This window comes from Paraglaciecola sp. (assembly GCF_030730205.1).
Taxonomy (GTDB): Bacteria; Pseudomonadota; Gammaproteobacteria; order Enterobacterales; family Alteromonadaceae; genus Paraglaciecola.
The window spans coordinates 1-22,725 of the sequence record NZ_JANQVQ010000152.1 but is presented as its reverse complement, the minus strand read 5'-3'; the positions used below and the strand labels follow the sequence as shown (position 1 = coordinate 22,725).

The window sequence follows — 22,725 nt, the reverse complement described above, 5'->3', positions numbered from 1 at the left end:
TTGCCAAGGTACCAGCCATTCACATTGCATCTCCTCAGCTTTTAGGCCTGGTTTGTCTCGACCTAATGATTTGCCGTTAAGAAATAATTCCACTTCATCTAGGTTTGAATACACCCAGACTGGAATTTTTGTACCCTTTTCCATGGTTGGGTGAGTCCAACTAGGCAATATATGCAGAGATGGCTTATCTAGCCATTGACTTCGATAAAGGTGGAATAAGTCTTTTTTAAAACCGGCTAAATCTAGGGCTCCGCCCATAAAAGCGATAAATGGCCAACCACCATGTGCTAAACCGGCCTCACCATGGTAATCAAAACCGGTCCAACGAAAATGACCTGAATGATGAGGTAAATCTCGCGCCATTTCCCAGTTTTTACGGGCGCTAATACGTACCGTTGCATTGTCGTATGATGAATTTAAGTGCTGCTTTTGGTTTACCCAGTCTTTTGGATCTTTCCAGTCGTAAAAGAAAATTTCTTTGTCAGTAATGTTAGATAAGTCGAAAGTATTACTCTTAGGGCCATCTCGCCACCAAGTTTGTGTGCGGTAGTAACCACGTGTTTGCCAAGTGTGCGGCGCTTCTGTTGAGACAAATGGCTGATCAAATCGGCGCTTAAAAAAGTCTTTTTCTTCTGAACCACCATTAATGCCAATAACGTCCATGCCATCTGTGTTGGTCGAACCTGAGGTGACTAAACGTGTTGGATCAAATTCTTTCACTGCTTTGACTAATTCAGGGGCAATTTCACCATGAGTTTCGTTACCCACGCTGTAGATAATAATTGATGGATGGTTGCGGTTGCGGGTAATCCACTCAGCTATATCAGCTTTCCACCATTGCTCAAAGTGATGAGCACCGTAGTCGTGTAGCGCTTTTTGTGTCCAGCCATCAAAAATTTCGTCCATCAGCATTAACCCTAACTCGTCTGCTAACTCATAAAACATAGGAGGGTAGGGATTGTGTCCAAGGCGAATGGCATTTACGCCCATGTCTTTTAATAATTGTAGTTTCCATCGTAATAAGGGTTTAGTCCAAGCACCACCAACCGGGCCGCCTTCGTAGTGTTCCGCGACCCCTTGAATTTTAACGTTTTTGCCATTTATCCAAAAACCGCTTTCCGTTTTCCATGCTATGTCACGAACGCCAAAACGCGCATTATCACTGTCAATCACCGTACCTTTATGCAAAATTTCAACTTCTAGACTGTAGAGATAGGCAGCATGTGGAGCCCAGCGGTTAGCCTTGGTTAGCACAAAGGAAAACTCGTATTTGTCTTGTTGTTTAAATTTGCTAAGTGCTGATTTTCCGTTTAATACCTCTACTCCTTCTTGATCAACCACTCGATAATGCAGCGCATAGTCATCGGTTTGTTTCAGGTTTTGACTGAGCTCAAATGCTGTTTTAACTTGGGTTTTTGTGCCAACAAGCGGCGTGTGTACAAACAATGAATTGTGTTTTATGTGTATTGGATCAACTACCAGCAATTTAACGGGAGCATAAATTCCGCCCGGATGATACCAACGCGCTGAGGGTTGAAGTTCATTGTCAACACGCACACTAAGCACGTTATCATCATGGTTTAAATGTTCAGTAATATCGTATTGAAAGCTAATATAACCATAAGGGCGCTTACCTAACGCTTGGCCATTTAGCCATACCTCGCTATTCATGTAGACGCCATCAAACTGAATAAACACCCGTTTGCCTTGCCATTTATTGTCATAAGCAAAGTGTTTGCGATACCAGGCTAAACCACCTCCATGATTACCGCCAAATTGCTTCTGTGAACCGTCTTTTGACACGCCTTCTTCAAAAATATAATCATGGGGTACGTCTAACACTGTCCAGCCACTGTCATTGTGTTGCGTGTTTTTATAAACAGGCTTATCACCCAGTGTAAATTTCCAGTTATGGTTAAAATTTATTTCTTGTCTGGCTTTCACTGCTGACGAGGCTGCTGCGTGGTTTACCACCAATAAGCCTGCCACGGATAAAATCAATATGATCTTAATTCTGTTAAGCCATTTTATTGTTTCTGTTAATTTCATATATTCTTACTCTATTAATTTCTTATTTATTAAAAAAGTCGCAACGCGGTTAACGAGCAATTGGCTGTGGTTTGGTTAATTCAAACAACGGGTCTGCTGTGATACGCATTTTGTTTAGAATGGCCTTATCAAACTGAGCAATAATACTTTGCTGCTTTTCTGTCAGCTGCGCCTGCTCTTGTACTAATAAATTAGTGGTTTCCTCAGGATCCTGACTGAGGTCATAAAATTCATCTCGGCCTTCATTTTTAAAGTCTCGCAACAATTTATACTGCCCATTGCTATACATTCGCATGCCGGTAACAGATTGGTGCTGCGTGGTGTAAGCCGCATAGTAGTTAGTAGAAAGGATGGTGTTTTCATCCAATAAGGCAGGCACAAAGTCTTTGCCTCGAATAATGTTATCTGGACTTGCTTTGGTTCTTGCGATACGCACGAGGGTTGGAAACCAATCAAGGTTTGGCATGGTCGAAACGTTTTCAGAATTTGCCTTTATCACGTTAGGCCAGCGCACAATGGTTGGCACTTTCAAGCTGGGATCATACAAATTAGGACGCTGGCCCGACGGCACATTTTTAGTGCTCTGCGTTTTGTTATTTAACAGCCAAAAACCATTTCCCTTGTGCCAAATCCCGTTAAAGCCAATGTTATAACCATGATCAGATGAAAAAACCACCATGGTATTGTTAACTAAGTTTAATTGCTCTAGGGCAGCCATGATGCGACCAAGGTTACGGTCAATGCCTCGCACACTCGATAAATATTCACGCATCAGTTGTTTAGCACGTTGGGTATCTAAATCAGGGTAATTGGGGTGGGGTAACTTCATATCCATATCAAGATAGGGCGCTTCATCTTCAGGTGCTACCGGTAAAAATTGATAATGTGGCGCACGATAATGCAGCGACAAGGCAAATCGTTTGCTTTTATGTTTTTGTATAAAATTGACCGCGTGATCGGTCAGAATGTCGGTAGTTAAGCCTGTTTGCCTTTTAACTTCGCCATTTATATCTAACAGCGGGTTTTCAGGCGTTGTGCCGCCGCCAACAAAACCAACAAACTCTTGATAACCATGTTGGGTAGGGTGATGCTGTGGCTGGTAACCTAAATGCCATTTTCCAATAAGTCCGGTGGTATAACCCGCTCTTTGTAACACCTCTGGCCATGTTTCGAATTTTTGCTCAAGACCAAGATCAGGTTGGTTACCGGTTAGGCTCTTAGCCGTGGTGTTGATCCAGTCATCAAGCCCTAATTCATAACCATATTGTGAGGTAAGTAAGCCAGCACGAGAGGGAGTACAAACGGGGGTAGTGGCATAGGCATTTGGTAAATACATACCTTGGGAGGCGAGTTTGTCTAAATTGGGGGTTAGTGCTTGTTTATTGCCCGAACGCCCTAGCGCCCACGGTGCTTGATCGTCGGTATAAATAAACAAAATATTTGGCGCTTCCACATCATTTAAGCTGGTTTGACTGCCTACAAGACCGCTAAATTGTTCACAACCCATCAAGAACAGCGCTAAGCTCAACGTTGGCAACACCTTAAAATAATTTAATCTAGTCATTTATATAGACTCTATTTGTGTGTTTATATTATCTGTCGGCCAAAGCGCTTTAATTACCGCTAACTTAGTGTTCTAGATGTTGGGTTGTTTTAATACCTTTTAGGACGTATTGAAGGCTGTTAAAAAGTCTTATAAGCGCTGGTGCTAGACGGCTTCGCAGTTATTTTGTGCTGTTTATATTGCACGTAGCTACCATTACCTAAGTACATTTCGGTTGGCTGTTGTTGGTCATCAAGAGTGATAAGGGCAAAACGGCCTATAAAGTCAATACCAAGGTTTTTATCTACGTAACGTTGCTCACTATTTTCCTGAACTAAAACATACTGTGTAAACGACTTACCATTGAGCTTGATACCTACTTTTACCCCTTTAAATACACCATGAGTGAGGATACGGTCGATTGTTTGTATGGTGTAGTCATCGCCTTCGGTGATTGACTCGTAAGCTACAATGTAAGGGTTATTCCATGCCTCACCTTGGTGGCGCAATAAAAAGGTAGGTAAGGGCTTTTCATTATAAGGCGCAGAGGCGCCATAAGCTTTTGGGGCTTTTACTTGGCTAATTTCAAGCTCTAATCCGGCCGGAATTAAAGCGCGCATTGAAATACTTTTATCGCCTAACCTATTTGCAGAAAAGGTTGCCTCATATTGCTGAGAGGAGCTACTTTTGGTTTTTACGTCATCAAAAAAGTGCCAGCCTGGGTGTCTGTAACCTCTTTGACCTGTAGTAATCCACTCTAATTTAGCTGAGTCTTGGTAACGCTCTTGATCAGCAACTAAGGCAACTGCTTGCTGGTTCGAGGTGATGTTTAGCTCATCGCCAATATTATGATAAACATAGTCATGGTATTGCTGCTGGGTGTCACTTTTTGCTCTAAAAATATCAAGGTAATATCCTTTGCTCTCACCCAGCTTAATTAAGGTTAGGGTTCTTTCATGATGAGCTGGAGCGACTAGATTAAACTCATCAAAAAACGAGGATGTTGAGAATGAATGATTCGGGGATACACCAATATCACCGGCAGCAGGCTCCATCAATTCAGATTTAACCCGATTGATTCCAAGATTTATCCAGTCGCCTTTTGAGGCAGAAGCGCCATTACTGATAACTGTGTTATGGGCCGCAAACAATCGGTAATAGTTTTCATGAATATCGGTTCGGTAAGTGCCTTTTCCTCCGTCAACACCAAGAACATGGCCTTGACCATATAATTCCATATCCATACCCGAGGCATGGCCATGAATATATGAACCACCTGCAACAAAGCCCATCAAGCTATTTTTTATTGGATCAATTTTACTGATATTGCGCTGAATATTCATCCCAGCGTACTCTAAACGCAAAGTGCGAGGACGTGGTGGAGTTACATCAATTTCAGTTTTACTTTCAATTTTATTCACCGACCATAGTAACTGCAGTGGCGTAAAATAGGGGCTAGCGCCGTAAGAGCGACTATGAAGATGGCCACGATCATATAAACCGCTTTTGATGCTAGATGACAAGTAAGTAGTGAAATATTCTTCTTGTTGTTTGTTGTTATTTAACTTGGCTAACAACAAGGAATTTTCTAAATCGGCATAATCAATTGTATAAGTACGGTGGCCATCACCAATATAAGGTGATTCGTCGTTTGGATACTCTAAATAGTAGTAAGAAGTAAAGGCCCCTGGAATATTGGGGTATGTTGCCCCTAGTTTTAACGATGGATCGTAACGATCTAATAAGGTCATTAAATAAACGGTAAAACCAGCAACATGACGAGAATATTGGAATGACTCAGGCCAAATGTCGCCTTGATTAACAAAATGCTTAGCGATCTTCTTTAACGATGCTTGGTTTTTAGTGTCGATATGAGTGTAGTAAGGAATGAGTTCTTTAATTTTTTGTCTACCGTCGAGGGCTAAAATATTATGTACCAAACTTGATGATTCTAATACTGGCCAGTTTGAGTCTAGCAACCCCTTATTTAACGCTAACCAGACATAGGTACCAAACACGTATTGAGCCGCGTTAAAATCGAAATCTGTCAGTTTGGCTGAGGCCAAGTCATATACCTTGCCACCTGTAGCTAAATAAGGGTAAACAAAGTCGTAAATAATGGGTAATTGAGCGCCGATCACACGCGCTTCATATAAGTGGTCGGTTGGAAACATCCAGCCAGAATTCATCTCTCCCTCTCTGTGCACTTCCATTTGTCTGAGGGCGTTAATATAAGTAAACAAAACGTCTGCACCGCATGTCGCATATTTTGTTTCTTGAGTCAGATAATACAAGACGCCACAGTCAACGCCGTCTTGCAGAGATTTAACCACTTGGGTTAATTGTTCTTTGCTGCCGCCTTCTTCATGACGAAAGGTAGGTAGTGTAGGTGGCAATGATTTATTTTCAGACCAAAGCAAGGGTAATTCTTCTAATATATTGCGGCGTTTTTTATCGCCTTGAACTGCAACTGAATCAACCCGATGTTTAAGCTCTTCAAATAATGTCTGTGCCCAAGTTTCTGATTGTATTTTATCTAAAATAGCGGGCCGTTCTGAGTTTTTAACCCAAATTGACGGTCGTTCAATTTCTTCAGTTGTACTTGATGCTGAAAAGCTTAAGGTTGACAATGAGCAGACACTGACTACCAACGCGCTTTTTAAGCTCAATACTGTTTTGAGGGATCTGAACCAAGGTTGGCTATTTTTTGCTACTAACATGCTAAGGCCCTAAATAGTTATTTTTCTGCTAGCTCAGGCTAACTACATTAATTCAACGTCTGTCTTTCAGTGATTACCGAAAAACTGCCCGTCATGCCATAAATACAAGCGTTGAGCATCACCGCTTTTTACGTTGAGGATCACCGCAAGCGTATTAGCTTTGTTATCTTTTACCGAGTCCATTTCTATACGAGTGTTGGCTAAGTCCAAGTATGTCTTGTTAACTTTCCATTCTTGTTGGCTTTCGCTGATCTTTTTTGCTGTGGCAAATACCGTATGACCTTGTTTATTTTTATAGATCACGACGGCAGTGTCGTGATCTATACTTTCTAAGCGTTGAACCTGTTTTATATCACGGTCTTCTAGGTCTCTTACGGTCCGTTTTTGGGTGCCGGGAAGAGGAAGACTGTGTTGCCACTCGCCATTTTGCAGTGCCACCATACGCCACTCTCTATATTCTTTAGTGCGTGCTTCATAGGCTAGGGCTGGGGTATCCATAATAAGCGGCACTGTACTAAAGGGAGTTTCGTCTCTTAGGGTTGAGTCAAAGGCTAAGGTTTGTTTATTCGCGCTTGTTAAGGTGATGGGAAGTGATAACTGTTCATTTTGAGCATTGTAGAAGGTGTCGCTGGTGGTATCGAGCTTCATGTAATAAGCATTGATACGACTATAGGTTTCTTTATCGTGAACTTCGTTAAAGTTACATTCGTGCCATAAATAACTGATAGCAATTTCGGTATCTGAGATTTTTAATGGGTTGATGTAAAAGGTATCAACATTAATTGGATTACTTGTTTGGGGTGTGGGCCAAGTGATAATCACAGGTGCCTGAAAGTGCTGTTCGCCGCCTTTCATTTTGTAATAAACCCAAGGGGATTTGTGGGTACCGGCGCGGGTGAATAAATAAATGTCACCGTTGGCCATAGTGTAACTTTTGGTATAAGAAGCAAAGGGACTGATGTCATTCACTTGCACAAACGTTGTAATGTCATTGGGTTTTTCAGACATCACATGCAACATTCTGCCACCCGCATGGGGTGTGTCGATTGAAAGGGGATTCAGGCCGTCTTCTCGTTCACCGCCATGACCTCCGTATACGATATGAATGTGTCCTTTGCTATCTTGTTCAATGATAGGTCTGCCATGGCTATCAATTTTTCGTCCACCTTTTGATAGTGTACTTTCAGCAGCTTTATACGGGCCTTCCCAACTGTGCTCTTGTAAATCAAAAATCGCTACGTAGGGGTCGGTTAAGTGCCCTTGATAGGTAATAAACACTTTGTTATTAAAAACAAAATTATCGCCTCTGTGAGGGTTACCTTCTAGATTATCAGTAAAGTAGCCCTGAGGTAGTGAGGGTAACTTTTTCGGTACAGTGGTCTCGAACTCCAAGTTTTCAGCGGGTAAATTATAAATTTGCTGAAATGTTTTGCCCTGTGTATAGGCATTATAAATTGGTTGAAACTCAGGATATTGGCCATAAAGATATTGATCTATCCGCCAGGTCCAGTATTCGCTACTTGTTAGATCATCGGTTTTTACTTGGGCCTTTAATGTAGAGAACGTATTGTCTTGTATTGAATGTTTTGTAATTAGTTCTGCTCTCTTTTTTATGTATTGTTGTTTATTCAACGTCATTGTTGTATTTGGAGCAGTGCAAGCACAAGCAACTATCACAGTTGCGGTCACTATTACCGATCTTAAGTGCCTTGAGACTTGTATGAAATCCAAAGCTTGAAAACGGCTTATATGCAGCATAAACATTCCTATCTTGAAAAAGGCTTAAAATCTCATGCTAAGTCTATTTAACAGGCTGCATGTGCAATTTTTGCTCATCGATTTACTGATCAAATAAGTGACCTTAATTTAACTTTAAAGATTGTATTTGACTTATGTTTGATTGTAAATGACTATATGTGGATGTTATTGTTTTGTTGTCAAATGATGAAGACTTCACTGTATAAACAGATTCATAAGTGAAGTCACCATGCGGACTTGTATTTAGGTGATAGGAATATGTTAATCAAAATTGGTGCTGGATATGCAGCCGTCTATTTGCTTTTAATGACTCATATAGTAAAGGCCGATACAGAAACGTTTTCCCCGATGCACTTTGAAACGCCGGCTAAACATTACTTACCAAAAACCTGGATGCATGCCATGAATGGCAATTTAAGCAAACCCGGTTTTACCGAAGATTTTAAAGCAATGGCTGATGTCGGTATTGGCGGAGCTATTTTCTTTCATGTGCATCGTAGCGATAAACCTTATTCTTCACGCGGTCCCGTGAGGTTTGGCAGTGATGAGTTTTACGATACTTTAGTCCATGCTGCTGCAGAGGCCGATAAAAACGGTATTGAATTTGGCATACATAATTCGGATGGTTGGACATCGAGTGGGGGGCCTTGGGTTACGGCTGAAATGTCGATGAAACGTATCACTTGGTCAGAGCACGCTGTGCAGGTAAACCAAGAAGGTGAAATGCTTGTTCCCCCGCAGCCAGGTCATGCTGAAGGCTTATATCAAGATATTGCCGTTATAGCTTTGCCGGCTAATAAATATAACCAAAGTAATGCTTTTGCGAACATTAAATACACTAGTTCAGACTCAAGTTTAGATTTGAGTTTGTTGGCTGATGCAGATTGGGACACTGAATTTAAGTTTAAAGAAAATAAAGACAATAACTATTGGGTGCAAGTAGAAATTGATGAGCCCACTTCACTGCGTAGTTTGCAAATTGAAACACCTGATCGTCATGGTGAAGCTGCATTACAAATTTCAGATGACGGTAAAAATTTCACTACCGTTGTTGAAGAGTTAAGACGTCCTCGTACAGGCGCAAGAATGTGGGCATTTAGCCCACAACTTGTTAGCGAAGAACACGACGGTTTTAAAGCCAAATATTTCCGTTTTGTGTTTACTAAGCCCATTGCCATTAAACGCTTTGATTTATGGTCGGAGCCAAAAATTGACGATTGGCTATCGATGAACTCGATGGAGCGCGGCCGTGTAAGTTTAGCGCCAAAAATTGATCCACAGGCAATCACTAAAGCAAAAGATGTATTAGTGTTAAATCGCGGCGAGTTACCTCTAGGTGGCGTTAAATTGCTAAAAGGCGATTGGCGTATTCTACGTTTTGGTTACACCAGTACCGGCGCATTTAATGTGCCAGCAAGCGCTGAAGGTGAAGGTTTAGAAGTCGACAAATTTGACGCTAAAGCCTTACAATTTCACTTTGAACAATTTGTCGGTAAATTATTAAAAAAAGTACAAGCCAAAGGAATAAAGTCACTTAAAACCACTGAAATAGACAGTTATGAAGTCGGTGGCCAAAACTGGACCGATGGAATTGAAGACACTTTCCAAGAAAAATTCGGATACGACCTTATTAAATGGTTACCCTTATTAACTGGTCGTGTGATAGAATCTCCTGCACACACAGGCGCCATTTTACAAGAGCTGCGCCAGCACCAATCGGACTTGATGGTTGAAAACTACTTTGGTGAATTTACCCGCCTAGCTAACCAATATGGCTTAGAAACATACATTGAACCTTATGGCTGGGGCCCGTTTGATGAATTAGCTTCAGGAGGCAAAGCCGACCGCTTAATGGGAGAATTTTGGGTGAAATCGCCTTTCAGCGACCCTAATAGTACCTATCATGGGCGCACTAGTGCTGCCATTTCATCGGGTCATATTTACGGTAAAAAGATCATTTCTGCAGAATCATTCACCTCAATCAATACCGTAAATTGGATGGGGCATCCCTACTACTATAAACACCATGGTGACCATATGTGGGCACGAGGTATTAACGAAACCATGTTTCACCGTTTTGCCCATCAGCCCAATAATCATGTCAAGCCGGGCATGACAATGGACGCTATCGGTTCTCATTTCGATCGTACGCAAACATGGTGGTACAGTGGTGGTAAAGATTGGTTCAAATATTTAGCGAGAGGTTCTTTCCTTTTACAACAGGGGGTGCCGGACGCTGACTTTTTAGTACATGTAGGTGATGTTGCTCCGGTACGTGGTGGTTACAGCGATGTTGATATACCCGCAGGTTTTGGTCATGACCTCACCAATACTGATGTATTGCTCAATCGCGTCAACGTCAAAGATGGTTGGTTAGTACTTCCTGAAGGTACACGCTACAAAGCATTAGTTTTAAGCAAAACTGACTACCTACATGTTAAAACTTTAAAACGCATTCAAACTTTAGTTGCTGCTGGCGCAACCGTTATTGGTAACAAGCCAAAACATGTGATTGGATTTAGTGAATGGCCAGATAAAGCCGAGTTTAAAAAAATTGCTGATGCACTTTGGGGTGAAACATCAAACTCCATTAAACCTTACCAAAAAGGCTTAGTGAGTAGCTATAACCTTGCAGAGTCGATTAAGCAGTTGAAACTACTGCCTGATCTATTGATAAACAACGAGGCGGTGAAAGTATTTGCTAAACGCCGTATTGATGACAACTACTTATACTTTTTTCATAGTGAAAAACCAGAGTTTCAACAAATCACGGTTGAGATTCGTGATGGCAATGGCGTACCTGAAATTTGGAACAACACCGACGGCACGATTGAACAAATCCAAAGTTACCGTCGAGAGGGTAATCGCCTAATCATCGATTTAGCGCTTGAGCCTTATGCGAGTCGGTTTATTTTGATCCGTCGTGATAATAAAATCCCTGATTATACTGGGACATATTCACAACTGGTTAAAGATATCTATCTAGATAATTCTAAAACCAGTGTCAAAGACGGGGCTAAAAAAGTACAAGAGAAAGAACTAACAGGCCAGTGGAAGGTTGAATTTGATCAAGAGTGGGCAGGCCCTGGTGTTGTGACTTTTGAAGAATTACAAGATTGGAGTCATAGTTCGGACTCTGGCATCAAGCATTATTCAGGCACAGCCATCTACTATAAAACCTTCACTATTGACCAAGCGCAAGCAGCGAGCAATAAACCAATTTATCTCGATTTAGGTGAGGTGCAACAAATTGCCGAGGTTACAATCAATGGTAAAAAATTAGGCACATTATGGAAACCTCCTTTTGCCCTTGATGTGAGTAGCGCGCTTGTGGCAGGTGATAACCAATTACAAGTGGCAATCACCAATACTTGGGTGAATCGTTTAATCGGTGATGAGGCTTTACCGGATACGAGTGGATATAGCATGGTTGGTGATACTGTACATTGGTTAAATACGAATCAAAAACCACCTAAAAGCGAACGTGTGACATTTACTGGCTATAACTTTTTTGTAAAGGATCAGCAAAAAGTCCTGCAATCCTCTGGGCTAATAGGGCCAGTTCGACTAATAAATTGATGTAGGTTTAAGGAACAAAGATAGAGTTCCGTTTGCTTCAAGCAGATTAAGGGAGCTTTTATTCTCTTAGATAATAGAGACCAATCCGTTAATTAGATTGATTGTAAAACTACTCATTATGCAGAGCCTTGATTTGATTGCTCGATAAAAGATATATTCTTAAACCGATCCAATAATCGTTTCGTAAATGAAACGCTTTATCGGATCGCTCAGTCCCTATATAACATCGTTTGTGACTTAATATTTAAGCTACCGTCGTGATGAACAACATTCCTTGTTCAAATAACTGTTATTCAAGAAAGATGCTTAAATATCCATAAGCATCACAGTGTTGTGCCTGTCGCATCCACACCATTGTAAGCTTCGGTTATAAATAATGCTGGAATGCCATGGCGGCTACTTTTGATGATATATTTTTGCAATTTATTACTATGCAAAGCTGCCCGCTGAGGACTTAAATATTCTCCAGGGTTTTTAATACCGGCAATGCCGTTTTTAAGCTTTTCTTTAACTTTATCAGAGAGAATGAGTTCATCAGCTTCAGAAGCTTGTACACCGATATTTGCGTGGAATATCCGCATTTGACCCACTTTTTCTTAAAGTGTCATTTGGGCCAACAGTTTTTCAATTTTATTCTCAACATCAGCTGTTTGATGAGCATGAGTAGAAAATACGGAAAGGCTAAAGGAATAAATAACTGCGAAAGCAGATATTTTAGGGTTTAATGTTTTACATACGTTGTTGAAATATTTTCTGAAATTAAGTTTCACATTCGCTCCTTACCTGTTTAGATAGACTGAATATTTCAACTAACAAACATTTGTCTGCCGCATTATTGAACTGGGTATTTTTTGACGAGTGGCGCAACTACCTATCACATCTCGGTGCTTTCGATCTGGGTTCATTATCTAATCGAAACCGCAAAAATCTCGTAAAAATCTATGTTAATACCTTCGTTTGAAAAGTTTCAGTGAAATTCTTATCTGGTCATAAATACGCTTTAAAGCGCATTTTTAATATATATTTAACAATATATTAAAAATAAAGGTATTGTAAATATATAAATGACTCTTAATGGCATGATATGATTGAATAAGATTTAATTGGGCCTGATTAATTCGTTATCTTAGGCCAAAATATACGCGGACAACTATGGATATGAGCGAAATTTTGAAAGGTTTTACCCTAAAAGCGATGATTTTCTTAATCATCTTACTTTCGGCATGCTGCAATGCCGCAGCCCCTATGAATGCAGCTAGTGAGGAAAAAGTCGATTATTTTGCCGATAATGCCTTAGGTAATGCGCTCGCTGTGGTGCAACATCCTGCTGGCGTACATTTAGACGGTGTCACCTATCTTGCATATCAGGGGCCATTAGAAGACCCCTATGTGGCTGCATACAATCACTTAACGGATACGTGGCAGGGCCCGTTTAAAGCGGGTGTCAGTGATATGGGCAAAGATCCCAGTCGAGATAAAATCGACAACCATGGTAAACCCACAATGTTGATCGATGATCTAGGTTATATTCATGTATTTTTTGGTGGCCATGGCGGTATGGAAAAACACGGTAAAAATCCATTAGGTAATATCCATTATGGTCGTAATATCCACGTCGTTTCTAAAAAACCTCGTGATATCAGTAGTTGGGAAGAGCTGGATACAATTCCAGTTTTTGGCACCTATAACCAAGCATTAAAAATGGACAATGGTGATATTTACCTATTCTATCGACATGGCGCACATCGCAGTGATTGGGTGTATCAAAAATCTACCGACCACGGCCGCACATTTTCTAAAGCGGTATCATTTCTAAAGCATAAATCTCGCACTGATATTAAAGCCGATGATAGTTGGTACGCTTGGGTTGGCAAGGGGCATGGCGACGACATAATTGTTTCTTACGACTATCACGTTTGTTGGAATGGTGGCGCCGGTATTAATGGTAGAGGACATACTACCGAACGTCATGATGCTTATTATATGGTATTTGATACCAAGCAAGGGACGTGGAAAAATGTTACAAATGAAGAGTTAATTTTACCTGTTACCAAAGAAATGGCTGATGTAAAAACATTGGTAAAAAGCACGGGGGAAAATTGGACCTTTAACGGTTCAGCGCATGTAGACGCCAAGGGTTATCCACATATTGCAACAAACATAGGTAAAGATGTAGGAGAAAAAACCGGTGGGCCAAAACAAACTAGCTATATCAAGTGGACGGGTAGCGAATGGGTAGGAGGCGACCCCGTCAATCCTCAATCACGACTAGACAATACAGACTCCCGTGGGGACTTTTTTATCACGTCTGACGATGAAGTTACTTTTACTCTCGGTTATGAAGAACAAGGCGATGGTGTCATTGCCTACTGGAATAGTGTTGATGGGGGGGAATCTTTTACAAAAGGTAAGGAGTTGCTACGTCGCAAAAATGCTGGCTGGGCCTTAACCTCAATAATAGACAATGCTCACCCCGATGCTCGTATCATCGTTGCTGAGAAACCTAAGGGCACAAACTGGAGAAGAATATATCTACTCGGTGACAGTGGCCCCATTAAGCGTTCGAAACTAGAAGCCAGTGTACTTAAGTTAAATTAAGGCACAAAAATGTTCAAACTTGAAAACAGCCATATTATTTAAAAGGTGTCATTGTGAAAACTAGATTAAATCAGATTCTTATCTCTATGTCGGCAACTCTTCTTGTGACGGCCTGTAGTGCAAATGTATCCTCCCTTAAAGGCAGCAGCGTAAATAACTCGACACTGTCTTGGCCTGTCAATGATGTCGCTTTTTGCGATGCAGCTTTAGACAAAGCTCAGGAGCAATTGGAAGGCTTTAGAGCTGCCTATACTAACCCTAAAAATATCCCGACAAGTTTTAGTGAAGGGGAGGTGAAATATACCACACCCATGGGATGGACGAGTGGTTTTGTCGCAGGCAGTTTTTGGTATTTGTATGAACATAACCAAGATAAAAGCTGGTTAAATACGGCAACTAAGTGGACTCAAGCCTTAGAGGAAATGCAATACAATCGCAAAACTCATGATATTGGTTTTATCATGAATAATAGTTTTGGCAATGGCACACGCTTAACCGGTAATGAGAGTTATCGTCCCATCATTGTCAGTTCAGCAAAAACACTTATGGAGCGTTTTAATCCTGCAATCGGAGCAACCTACTCATGGAGTTGGGGTACATGGGAATTTCCGGTCATCATAGATAATATGATGAATCTAGAGTTGTTGTTTGAAGCCAGTATTATTTCTGGTGACAAAACATACTATGACGCAGCAGTCAGTCATGCGACTGTCACCATGAAACATCACTTTCGAGACGACTATAGTTCATTTCATTTAGTGAACTACAACCGGACGACTGGTTTGCCAAATTTTAAACAGACTTTTCAAGGCATAGCTGATGATTCGTCTTGGTCTAGGGGGCAAGCTTGGGGCGCTTATGGCTACACCATGGTTTATCGCTATACAAAAGACCAAAAGTTTTTAAATCATGCTAAAAATATTGTGAATTACCTACTAACTCACAAAAATATGCCAGAAGACTTAGTGCCCTATTTTGACTACGATGCGCCAGATGATCCCAACGTCACTAACTATCGTGATTCTTCGGCTGCTTCGCTATTGGCAAGTGCACTTTTAGAGTTGGCTAATTATGTAGAGACTAATGAAGCAAAACGTTACCGCGAAGCCGCTATGAAAATGCTACGAAGTTTAGCTTCACCAGAGTATTTGGCTGCTAATGGAGAAAATGGCTACTTCTTATTGAAGCAAGCGACCGGAAACTACCCTAAAGATTTGGACTTAAACGCTGCTCTTAACTATGGCGACTACTATTACTTAGAAGCATTAAATCGCTGTAAGTCTTTGTAATTAAAGCACTTGTATATCTCACTATAGAGCTTATCTTTAAGCCAATGCTGGCAACAGTATTGGCTTTTTATTAGCTGTTTTGTCGCTACTGTTAGTTGGTATGAAGCTTGTTTAGTTGAGCTGAATGCGAGTCAACTAAGCTTCTGATGAGCCTGAATACGCACCTATGATGTTCGGTAAAAAAGAAATTATTTCAAGTCAGTTTTAGAGGAATTAGAAAGGTGTAAAAGCCAGTAATATCCGCTTAATCGGATATTTCTGGCTTTGTTAAGGACTTAGTTAATTTTGTGTAGCAACAGTACACTGGGATCAGAAATAGTGCTGTGAGCTTGATCTCTATTCCCTGGCTGGCTTTGCCAGGATAAATAGTATTGGCCGCTGCTGGCATCCCCTTGGCCTTGGAATACATGATGCTCAAGTACATAGTTTTTATCACCAAGTCGCTGCTGATTGGTCGCCAGCGTAACTTGTTCAATAATAGGCGGATATAAATTCGCGTTTTCGATCCTAAGCGTTTTTAAGTCTGTAGCATCGACAATAAAACGCATTATGTCGTCATTTCGTCTGACTAAAACAGCAATTGTATCCTTGTCTAATACTTCGGGATTGTAAGGCCTAATAGGAAACCTACCTAGTGAGCCGTGACCACCAAAATCCCAGCGGAAATCTTCCCACTCACTAATTTTAACACTTTGCCAATTTTGCTTGTTTGTTTTACGAGCTAGGTACATTTGTGTATTACCTTGCTCATCATATTTGTGATAGGCAATAAGTGGCTTGTTTTGTTGGTCAAAACCCAGCTTTACATTACCATTAATCATGCCGCCGCCAGGTTGAACCGGGTCGACAACTTCAGTTCTTACTAGGGTCAAGGGTAAAGGCAGTGCTTTGCCGTTTGAGTCTTCCCAAGTTACTAAATCTGGACTCCTAGCATAAGACAAACTATGGTTTGTAGCGGCGTTAGGCGTGTTTCTCCACACCCAGATAAGATGAAACATGCCATCAGGCCCTAAGGTAGGTCCTTCAAAATACCCGCTCATTTCACCTTCACCATCTAAAAAGGTATTTTCGTGTAATCTAGACCAGCTTTGTGATTCGGCATTGTAAATATTGTAAATTTCATTGCCATTGCCGCTACCTCCATCACGGTATTTGACTAATAATTCTTGATTTTTATTTAACATGAAAATAGGGTAGGTCATACGTTGCTCAAGGCTACTATCAACCATTTTATCAACCCGTTTTAGCGAGCGAATTTTTAAGGGTTCAGTTGTACGGAAGTATTCAATAGAATCTGCATGCATATTACCCATGACATGCAGATTGCCAGCCGAATCTAATTCCATAGTTACGTAGTTGTGGCTATCCCAACCTAACCAGCTATCTACTTTGTAATAACGCCATGTTCCACTAAATTGGCGGTGCGCAACTGTCATTTGTCGATTGGCGTCATAATAAGCTACAAATTGTTGCTTACCTCGAGTGAGTAAGAAGGGTTTAATTCTATGGCCAGACCAAATATGGTCGATGGCGATGGTATCTATAGTATGCTCTTTTGCTTGTTCAGCTGCCGAGGCTGAAAAAGAAAAAAAATGCAGGATAGTAAGTGTACATGCGCATATGAATGCAATTTTGCGTTTAAGCGCTTTGCATGTTGGGGGTTTAACAAAAAAGGCTGTCATAGCTTTATGGTGTCCTTAAACATTGATGGTAAGTAGTCTTTTGAAATTAAGCATTGTGCTTATACATTTAGCGCTAAGTTTCATTCTCGTTAGGAGAGAACATTGCTTTGTTTTCGAAGTGGCATAGCTTTGAACTGTAAAATACTCATTCGTATAATCTCGACAGCGATCGGCGTTAAAACTAATTTTGACGGGACTAATTTTCATGGCTAATGGTAACTTGCCCAGTCATTAATTGATTTAGCAATCCTTGCCAGGCACTTACATCCCAGTTAGTTCTTTGTCCCATGGTAATGGCTCGTTCGAGGTGTTGAATAGCCAAGGGAAAGTCACGCTGTTCACGGAAACGATAAGTTAAGGCTAACAAGTAAAAATATTCAGGATTTTGACTTTGTTGATAAGCTATTTTAGCTAAGTGATCGATAGCCAAGGGTATATCGTGCAACTCTTTATCTTCGGCGGTTAAGCGGATTTCTGCTGCTTTAAACAAGGCTGTAACGTCCTTTTTTTGCCCTGCTGATTCTAACCAGAATACGGCTTTTTTCTCATCCTTTACAATCCAGGGGCTGCTAAGCAATAAACGACCTAAGCGCGACTCAGCTCTGGCCAAGCCATATTTACTGGCTGAAACTATCCACTCAATAGCCTGCGGAATTTGTTTTTGTTCGCGATATAGTTTGAGACCGTATTCGTACATGGCACCAGGATGCCCCTCTTCGGCTAAACTTTTCAATCGTTGTTCTACTTCGTTATCTTTTTGATCTAGCCAAGGAAAATTTTGTAAAGCCATTGCGTACTCGTAGCGGTCTTTTAGGCTGGTGGCGTTTTTAAGACTTTTGACTTTACGACGTATTGCTGCGTAAAGAGCTTCATCTTCTTGAACTAGCGTAAATTTATTATAAGCGGCAGCCCCTAAGTAGGCTCGAGCAACAAACTCTGCGGAATGTTGTTGTATCGTGGGTTTGTCTAAAGGAAAATGAGAAAATTGATCAATTAACGTGGTGACATAACCAAATTTCTGCACTTCTGCAATATTGCGAATCGACCCATCGGCGGCCAAGTCAAAGTCTACAATAAGAAAAGGTTGACGCGTGGAGGTCAGTAAACTGTAGTCGATCTCGTTGGAGCTTTCGCCATCGCTCCCCAATGAGGTTGTGTAGCTATCAAATAATTCATTGTCCGCGAAGGTCAAATCAAACTGTTCTAGGATTAATTCGTCTTTACCTGCAAAGCGTATTTTGTCAGCTAGGGTATCTTGATTTAATAAAGGTAGATAAGTTTGCCTAATGTGGTTTTTGCCGTGCTCGTTAATAAATGTATTGAGTATCTGTTGTACGTTTTGCCTTTCTTGCTCTGGCAAGAGGTGTAACATGCGTTGCACTAATGCTTGTGAATCATGAAAGTTGTATTCAGCGGCTAGTGAAAAATAAACTAGCGCATTGAGCACGTCTTTATCACCCCCTAAACCCTTAAAATACATATTAGCAAGTTGATAACAGGCGTAGGGGTTACCTACTTTTGTTGCTTCTAAGTAGCCAGCTCTGGCCAGTTCATATTGTTGATTAGTGAAGTGATGATCTGCTTTAAATATATCAGCGGAAAAGACTGGTGAAGACCCAAGGCAAAGAATGGTCGCTACTATGCAAATTTTATTGACGAGAAGCATCATTGATTTATTCCGGTTAAATTAACTAATTTCTGTAAATACCGCTTTGCCATACTCCCGAATTCAGAAAATCATTTACACAAACTAGGTATTATTTAATAGTTTAATTATAACAAGTCGCTGTAAAATACTGCGAATTATTAAGTATAAACGTTATATATTCCGTTTCATTCTAGATGAAAGACTAATTTAATTGGTTCAACAACGGGGGAGTTATCAGAATTGGTTTGCATTATATCAGCCATATAGCCCCACCACTTTTTGACGATAGCTTGAAGAGGAAGTTGCTCCATAGTATGTCCAGTGCTGCGTTTTAACACGGCAAATAGCTTGTTTGATGATTGTTCATAAAAAATCGAATAGTCAGAAACGCCCGCTGATTTCAGTGCTTCCACTAATTCTGGCCAAATTTCATCGTGACGCTTTTTGTATTCAACTTCATGACCCGGTAGTAAGGTCATAACAAAGGCAATTTTTTCCATCAGTGTTCCTTTCCGAAAATACGCACTAAATAGATTGTTTTTATAAAAACTAAAGCTATTTAGTACGTTGTATTTATTGATTTTTACTGAGCAAAGTTGTCTAGGTAATCGTTCCAGCTTGCTGTATCTGTGTTGCTATCCGCTCCTTCCCAAATGAAACCAGCGGAATAGTTAAGTTTGCCCTGAGCATCACTATTGGTGAATATCCAGATATGGCTTTCATCTTTAGTCTCACTCGGTATATGTTTAATGCCTGTCACCAGCGAAGGAGAGATAACGACACCGGTACCGATGCCAAGATCATCGATGACCTCCCACGCTGATATTCTTCCTGCATCTGCATTAAATGCCACTTGCGCTTTTTCATCATGAGTTGTAAGTCCTATAGCAATGGGGAGGGGAGCTGGTTCACCATTGAGACTAAAAATCGAATTTACTTTGTATAATTGACTTCCCAATGCTAAAGATACAGTTTTACTTTCACTAACAGTTCCCAGCGGAGTTTCAAATTCATAACTTAGATTAAACACAACCTCATCACCACCACTTTTAATCACCTTATATTCAGTATAGTTATGAGCATAGTAAGGCTGGTTATCAAGCCAGATTGCGCTGCCACCTACACCTCGACTAATCCCTACGTGATAAGGGTCGTAACCTTCTCCATGATCTTCATGGTAAGAAATACCATTGACGTGAGCTAAGTACCATTTATCGATTATTGGATAATCTACTCTTTTGAGCCAAGCATCTACTCCACTCGCATGGCCTTTTACTGGTGCGGCTGGTCCATAAACCCGAAAGGCGACTTTATCGTTTTCCCAGGCAAAATCGTCGTTACGCTCAGGGACAAAACGGGCGTAAGCCATAACCTGAGTTTGTTCTTGATTCTCTAAGGAAGCTTGAGTGGATTTGTTTGAATGAGTTTCTGGTGGTGAGCATGCAAGTAGCGCCATACTTGCACCTAACATCAGTAATATAGGCTTAAGCTGGAAAACTGAAAAAGTTTGCATAATATTATTCCTACTATCTATTTTGGTTGAATTACTGTCTTCCGCCTCAACTTTATGGCACTCACGAAGACATTTACAATTTCACACCTTATGTCAGTATGGCGTGTTAAAAAATATTCTTATTTGGCGCAAATAAGTCTTCAATTGTGACCTTTACAGCCTTGTTTAACTTGGCATGAACTGTCGTTTGCTGTACGTAGCAATCAATTCAAATTATCAGTGGCACAATATCGGTCATCACTTGTGTAAACAATTCTATCCAAAGGCGCTTTACAAAGACTGGTATAGCCGCTAAGCGTATTCATCATACCTGTTTTTGTCCTTAGCTTACCTTTGAAATTAGTTGCAGTTTAATGATTGATGTTGCACTATTGTGAATTAAAATGCAATTTATTTACAGTGTCTAACATTGCAAAATTTTCTCGGCTTAAACGGCTCAGATAAGTTAGTAAATACCCATACAAGTGCAAATTAAAAGTTTATAAACTCAGTTGCCTTTTATACCAAGATAAACAAAACGAGATAAAAATGTCAGATCCAAAAAAATCAAATACTGTCGTTATCGATATAGGTAAAACCCACGTCAAATTGCACGTGCTTGATAACAATTTTACTTCGGTGTTTTCAAGTCAAATGAAAAACGTTGTAGTGGCCTCTGGTGATTACCCTCATGTAGACATTGATGGGATTTGGACTTGGTTAACAGAACATCTTAAAGCATTAAAAGGGCGCTTTGTGGTTAACGCATTGACGTTTACAACACACGGAGCGACGGCAGCTTTAATCGATCGGAATAATCCTGATAGTAGTAAGAGTTTGGTAATGCCAATATTGGATTATGAATTTGCTGGTATCGCGGAACTAAACCAAGACTACAATGCTTTACGACCGTCTTATGCCACTACATTTTCACCTAATTTACCTGTAGGGCTAAATTTGGGGCGGCAATTGTATTGGTTGCAACAAAGCAAACCAGAGGATTTTGCTAATGCTACAGACATCTTAATGTATCCTCAATATTGGGTTTGGCGTTTCACTGGTCAATGTTATTCAGAAATAACCTCTTTAGGTTGTCATACTGATTTGTGGTCAATTGTAGAAAATAGATATTCATCGTTGGTGAGTCATATGCAGATTGGTCATTTATTCCCACCAATGAAATCGGCATGGTTTGATTGCGGGACGATACTTGACGACGTTGCGCAACAATGTGAACTCACTCCCGACTGCCGCATATTTAACGGAATTCATGATAGTAATGCGAGTTATCTGCGCTATAAGCTAGCCTTAGATAATGATCCATTTACGGTTATTTCTACAGGAACTTGGACGGTTTTAATGTCTTCTCAAGGTGAACTTACTCACTTAGATGAACGTAAAGACATGTTGGCCAATATTGATGCCATGGGTGCACCTGTTACGTGTGCGCGATTTATGGGGGGACGAGAATTTGAAGCAATATGCGAGCTCGCGGGTTCTTGGTTAGGAGAGCAGTTTGGTGAAACTGATATTCAAAATGTGCTTGATCTAGCTGTTTTTGCCTTACCAGATTTTAGTCATGGAAGTGGTCCATTTGGTGGCAATAGAGGCTGTTTTGTGGGTCCTGTCGACAAGGTGAGCGGTATTGCTCTGGCAACGTTGTATTGCGCATTAATGATTGATTATCAATTGGATATGTTAGGTGCAGAAGGTAAAGTTTTTATAGAAGGTGCTTTTCTTAAAAACCCACTACTTAGTGGAATTTTATCGCAACTACGAGATAAACAAGAGGTTTTATTGTCACTCGATTCTACTGGAACCGTCTACGGTGCGGCGCAGTTAACCAATTGGCAAAATAACCAATGCGAAGTAATAACTGAAGAAGCTACAACAACTCACTTGCACAAATTAGCTCATTATCGTGATTGTTGGCGAGAAATGGCTGCACAGCAATAAGTGCTGATTTCCATGATTACTTGAGGCATTTCGAAGCACTAAACTATAATGTAAAACTTAGTTAAATGCGCTATTAACCAAAAAGTGCCAGGCACTCCTCAGAAGGTTTCTAAGCTAACTGTTGCTAATCGATGTTGCAGCAAACATGACGACATTGTGTGTTGTGGTTGAATCAGCCGGACACTTTAATCACGGATAATATCCAACTATTGAGGTGTAAAATGACTAGACGTACTAATAAACGATATCCAAATGATTTTATGCAAGAAGCCGCCTCTTCAGCAACTGAGCAAGGTTACTCAGTTGCTGAAGCGGCGGCTTCGCTAAATATAATTGATGAGTTACTTTATAAGTGGGTAGCGAAGCTTAAGCTACAAAATGAAGATTCAGAGCTATCAAAGGAACTCATTC

15 protein-coding genes are annotated in these 22,725 nt (G+C 40.6%); 5 read left to right on the top strand and 10 right to left on the bottom strand.

The genetic code is table 11. From position 1 onward, the window contains the following. The 4 genes from NWQ57_RS10575 to NWQ57_RS10560 all read right to left on the bottom strand — a co-directional run. A partial coding sequence (locus NWQ57_RS10575) for a glycoside hydrolase family 2 TIM barrel-domain containing protein (RefSeq protein ID WP_306022119.1) occupies positions 1-2,049 on the bottom strand: 2,049 nt, incomplete at its 3' end. A 49-nt stretch (positions 2,050-2,098) separates the two neighbouring features. Continuing rightward, on the bottom strand, positions 2,099-3,613 hold the full coding sequence (locus tag NWQ57_RS10570; RefSeq protein ID WP_306022118.1) for a sulfatase-like hydrolase/transferase: 1,515 nt from the start codon (positions 3,611-3,613) through the stop codon (positions 2,099-2,101). A gap of 119 nt (positions 3,614-3,732) precedes the next feature. Then, a complete protein-coding gene (locus NWQ57_RS10565) occupies positions 3,733-6,312 on the bottom strand; it encodes a heparinase II/III family protein (protein WP_306022117.1) in 2,580 nt (859 codons plus the stop codon). Positions 6,313-6,378: 66 nt separating this feature from the next. After that, on the bottom strand, positions 6,379-7,950 hold the full coding sequence (locus NWQ57_RS10560; RefSeq protein WP_306022116.1) for a BNR-4 repeat-containing protein: 1,572 nt from the start codon (positions 7,948-7,950) through the stop codon (positions 6,379-6,381). Positions 7,951-8,328: 378 nt separating this feature from the next. Between NWQ57_RS10560 and NWQ57_RS10555 the strand changes: the two genes are divergently transcribed. Then, on the top strand, positions 8,329-11,649 hold the full coding sequence (locus NWQ57_RS10555) for a glycosyl hydrolase (RefSeq protein WP_306022115.1): 3,321 nt from the start codon (positions 8,329-8,331) through the stop codon (positions 11,647-11,649). Between the two features lie 323 nt (positions 11,650-11,972). On the opposite strand, the gene NWQ57_RS10550 is transcribed toward NWQ57_RS10555, so the two are convergent. Both NWQ57_RS10550 and NWQ57_RS10545 read right to left on the bottom strand, forming a co-directional pair. Further along, positions 11,973-12,230, bottom strand: a complete 258-nt coding sequence (locus NWQ57_RS10550; protein ID WP_306022114.1) for a hypothetical protein — start codon at positions 12,228-12,230, stop codon at positions 11,973-11,975. 15 nt (positions 12,231-12,245) lie between these two features. Continuing rightward, a complete protein-coding gene (locus tag NWQ57_RS10545) occupies positions 12,246-12,419 on the bottom strand; it encodes a hypothetical protein (protein ID WP_306022113.1) in 174 nt (57 codons plus the stop codon). A 388-nt stretch (positions 12,420-12,807) separates the two neighbouring features. Between NWQ57_RS10545 and NWQ57_RS10540 the strand changes: the two genes are divergently transcribed. Next, positions 12,808-14,247: a BNR-4 repeat-containing protein gene (locus tag NWQ57_RS10540; RefSeq protein WP_306022112.1), complete on the top strand. Its 1,440-nt coding sequence runs from the start codon at positions 12,808-12,810 to the stop codon at positions 14,245-14,247. Between the two features lie 53 nt (positions 14,248-14,300). After that, complete coding sequence (locus tag NWQ57_RS10535) at positions 14,301-15,536, top strand: glycoside hydrolase family 88 protein (protein ID WP_306022111.1); 1,236 nt, start codon at positions 14,301-14,303, stop codon at positions 15,534-15,536. Between the two features lie 275 nt (positions 15,537-15,811). Here NWQ57_RS10535 and NWQ57_RS10530 read toward each other — a convergent pair whose 3' ends face one another. From NWQ57_RS10530 to NWQ57_RS10515, 4 genes are all read right to left on the bottom strand, one after another. Then, complete coding sequence (locus NWQ57_RS10530; protein WP_306022110.1) at positions 15,812-17,218, bottom strand: BNR repeat-containing protein; 1,407 nt, start codon at positions 17,216-17,218, stop codon at positions 15,812-15,814. A 196-nt stretch (positions 17,219-17,414) separates the two neighbouring features. Then, positions 17,415-18,887 carry a sel1 repeat family protein gene (locus tag NWQ57_RS10525; protein ID WP_306022109.1) on the bottom strand — a complete coding sequence of 491 codons (1,473 nt, stop codon included), beginning with the start codon at positions 18,885-18,887 and terminating at the stop codon, positions 17,415-17,417. Positions 18,888-19,051: 164 nt separating this feature from the next. Next, positions 19,052-19,366, bottom strand: a complete 315-nt coding sequence (rhaM, locus tag NWQ57_RS10520; protein ID WP_306022108.1) for an L-rhamnose mutarotase — start codon at positions 19,364-19,366, stop codon at positions 19,052-19,054. 83 nt (positions 19,367-19,449) lie between these two features. Next, positions 19,450-20,379 (bottom strand): DUF4861 family protein, encoded by a 930-nt coding sequence (locus NWQ57_RS10515; protein WP_306022107.1) that lies wholly within the window; start codon positions 20,377-20,379, stop codon positions 19,450-19,452. A gap of 528 nt (positions 20,380-20,907) precedes the next feature. Here NWQ57_RS10515 and NWQ57_RS10510 point away from each other — a divergent pair. Both NWQ57_RS10510 and NWQ57_RS10505 read left to right on the top strand, forming a co-directional pair. Next, entirely contained in the window at positions 20,908-22,314 is a 1,407-nt protein-coding gene (locus NWQ57_RS10510; RefSeq protein WP_306022106.1) for an FGGY-family carbohydrate kinase, read from the top strand. A gap of 221 nt (positions 22,315-22,535) precedes the next feature. Further along, positions 22,536-22,725, top strand: a 190-nt coding sequence (locus NWQ57_RS10505) for a transposase (RefSeq protein WP_306022105.1), incomplete at its 3' end; no start/stop codon positions are given.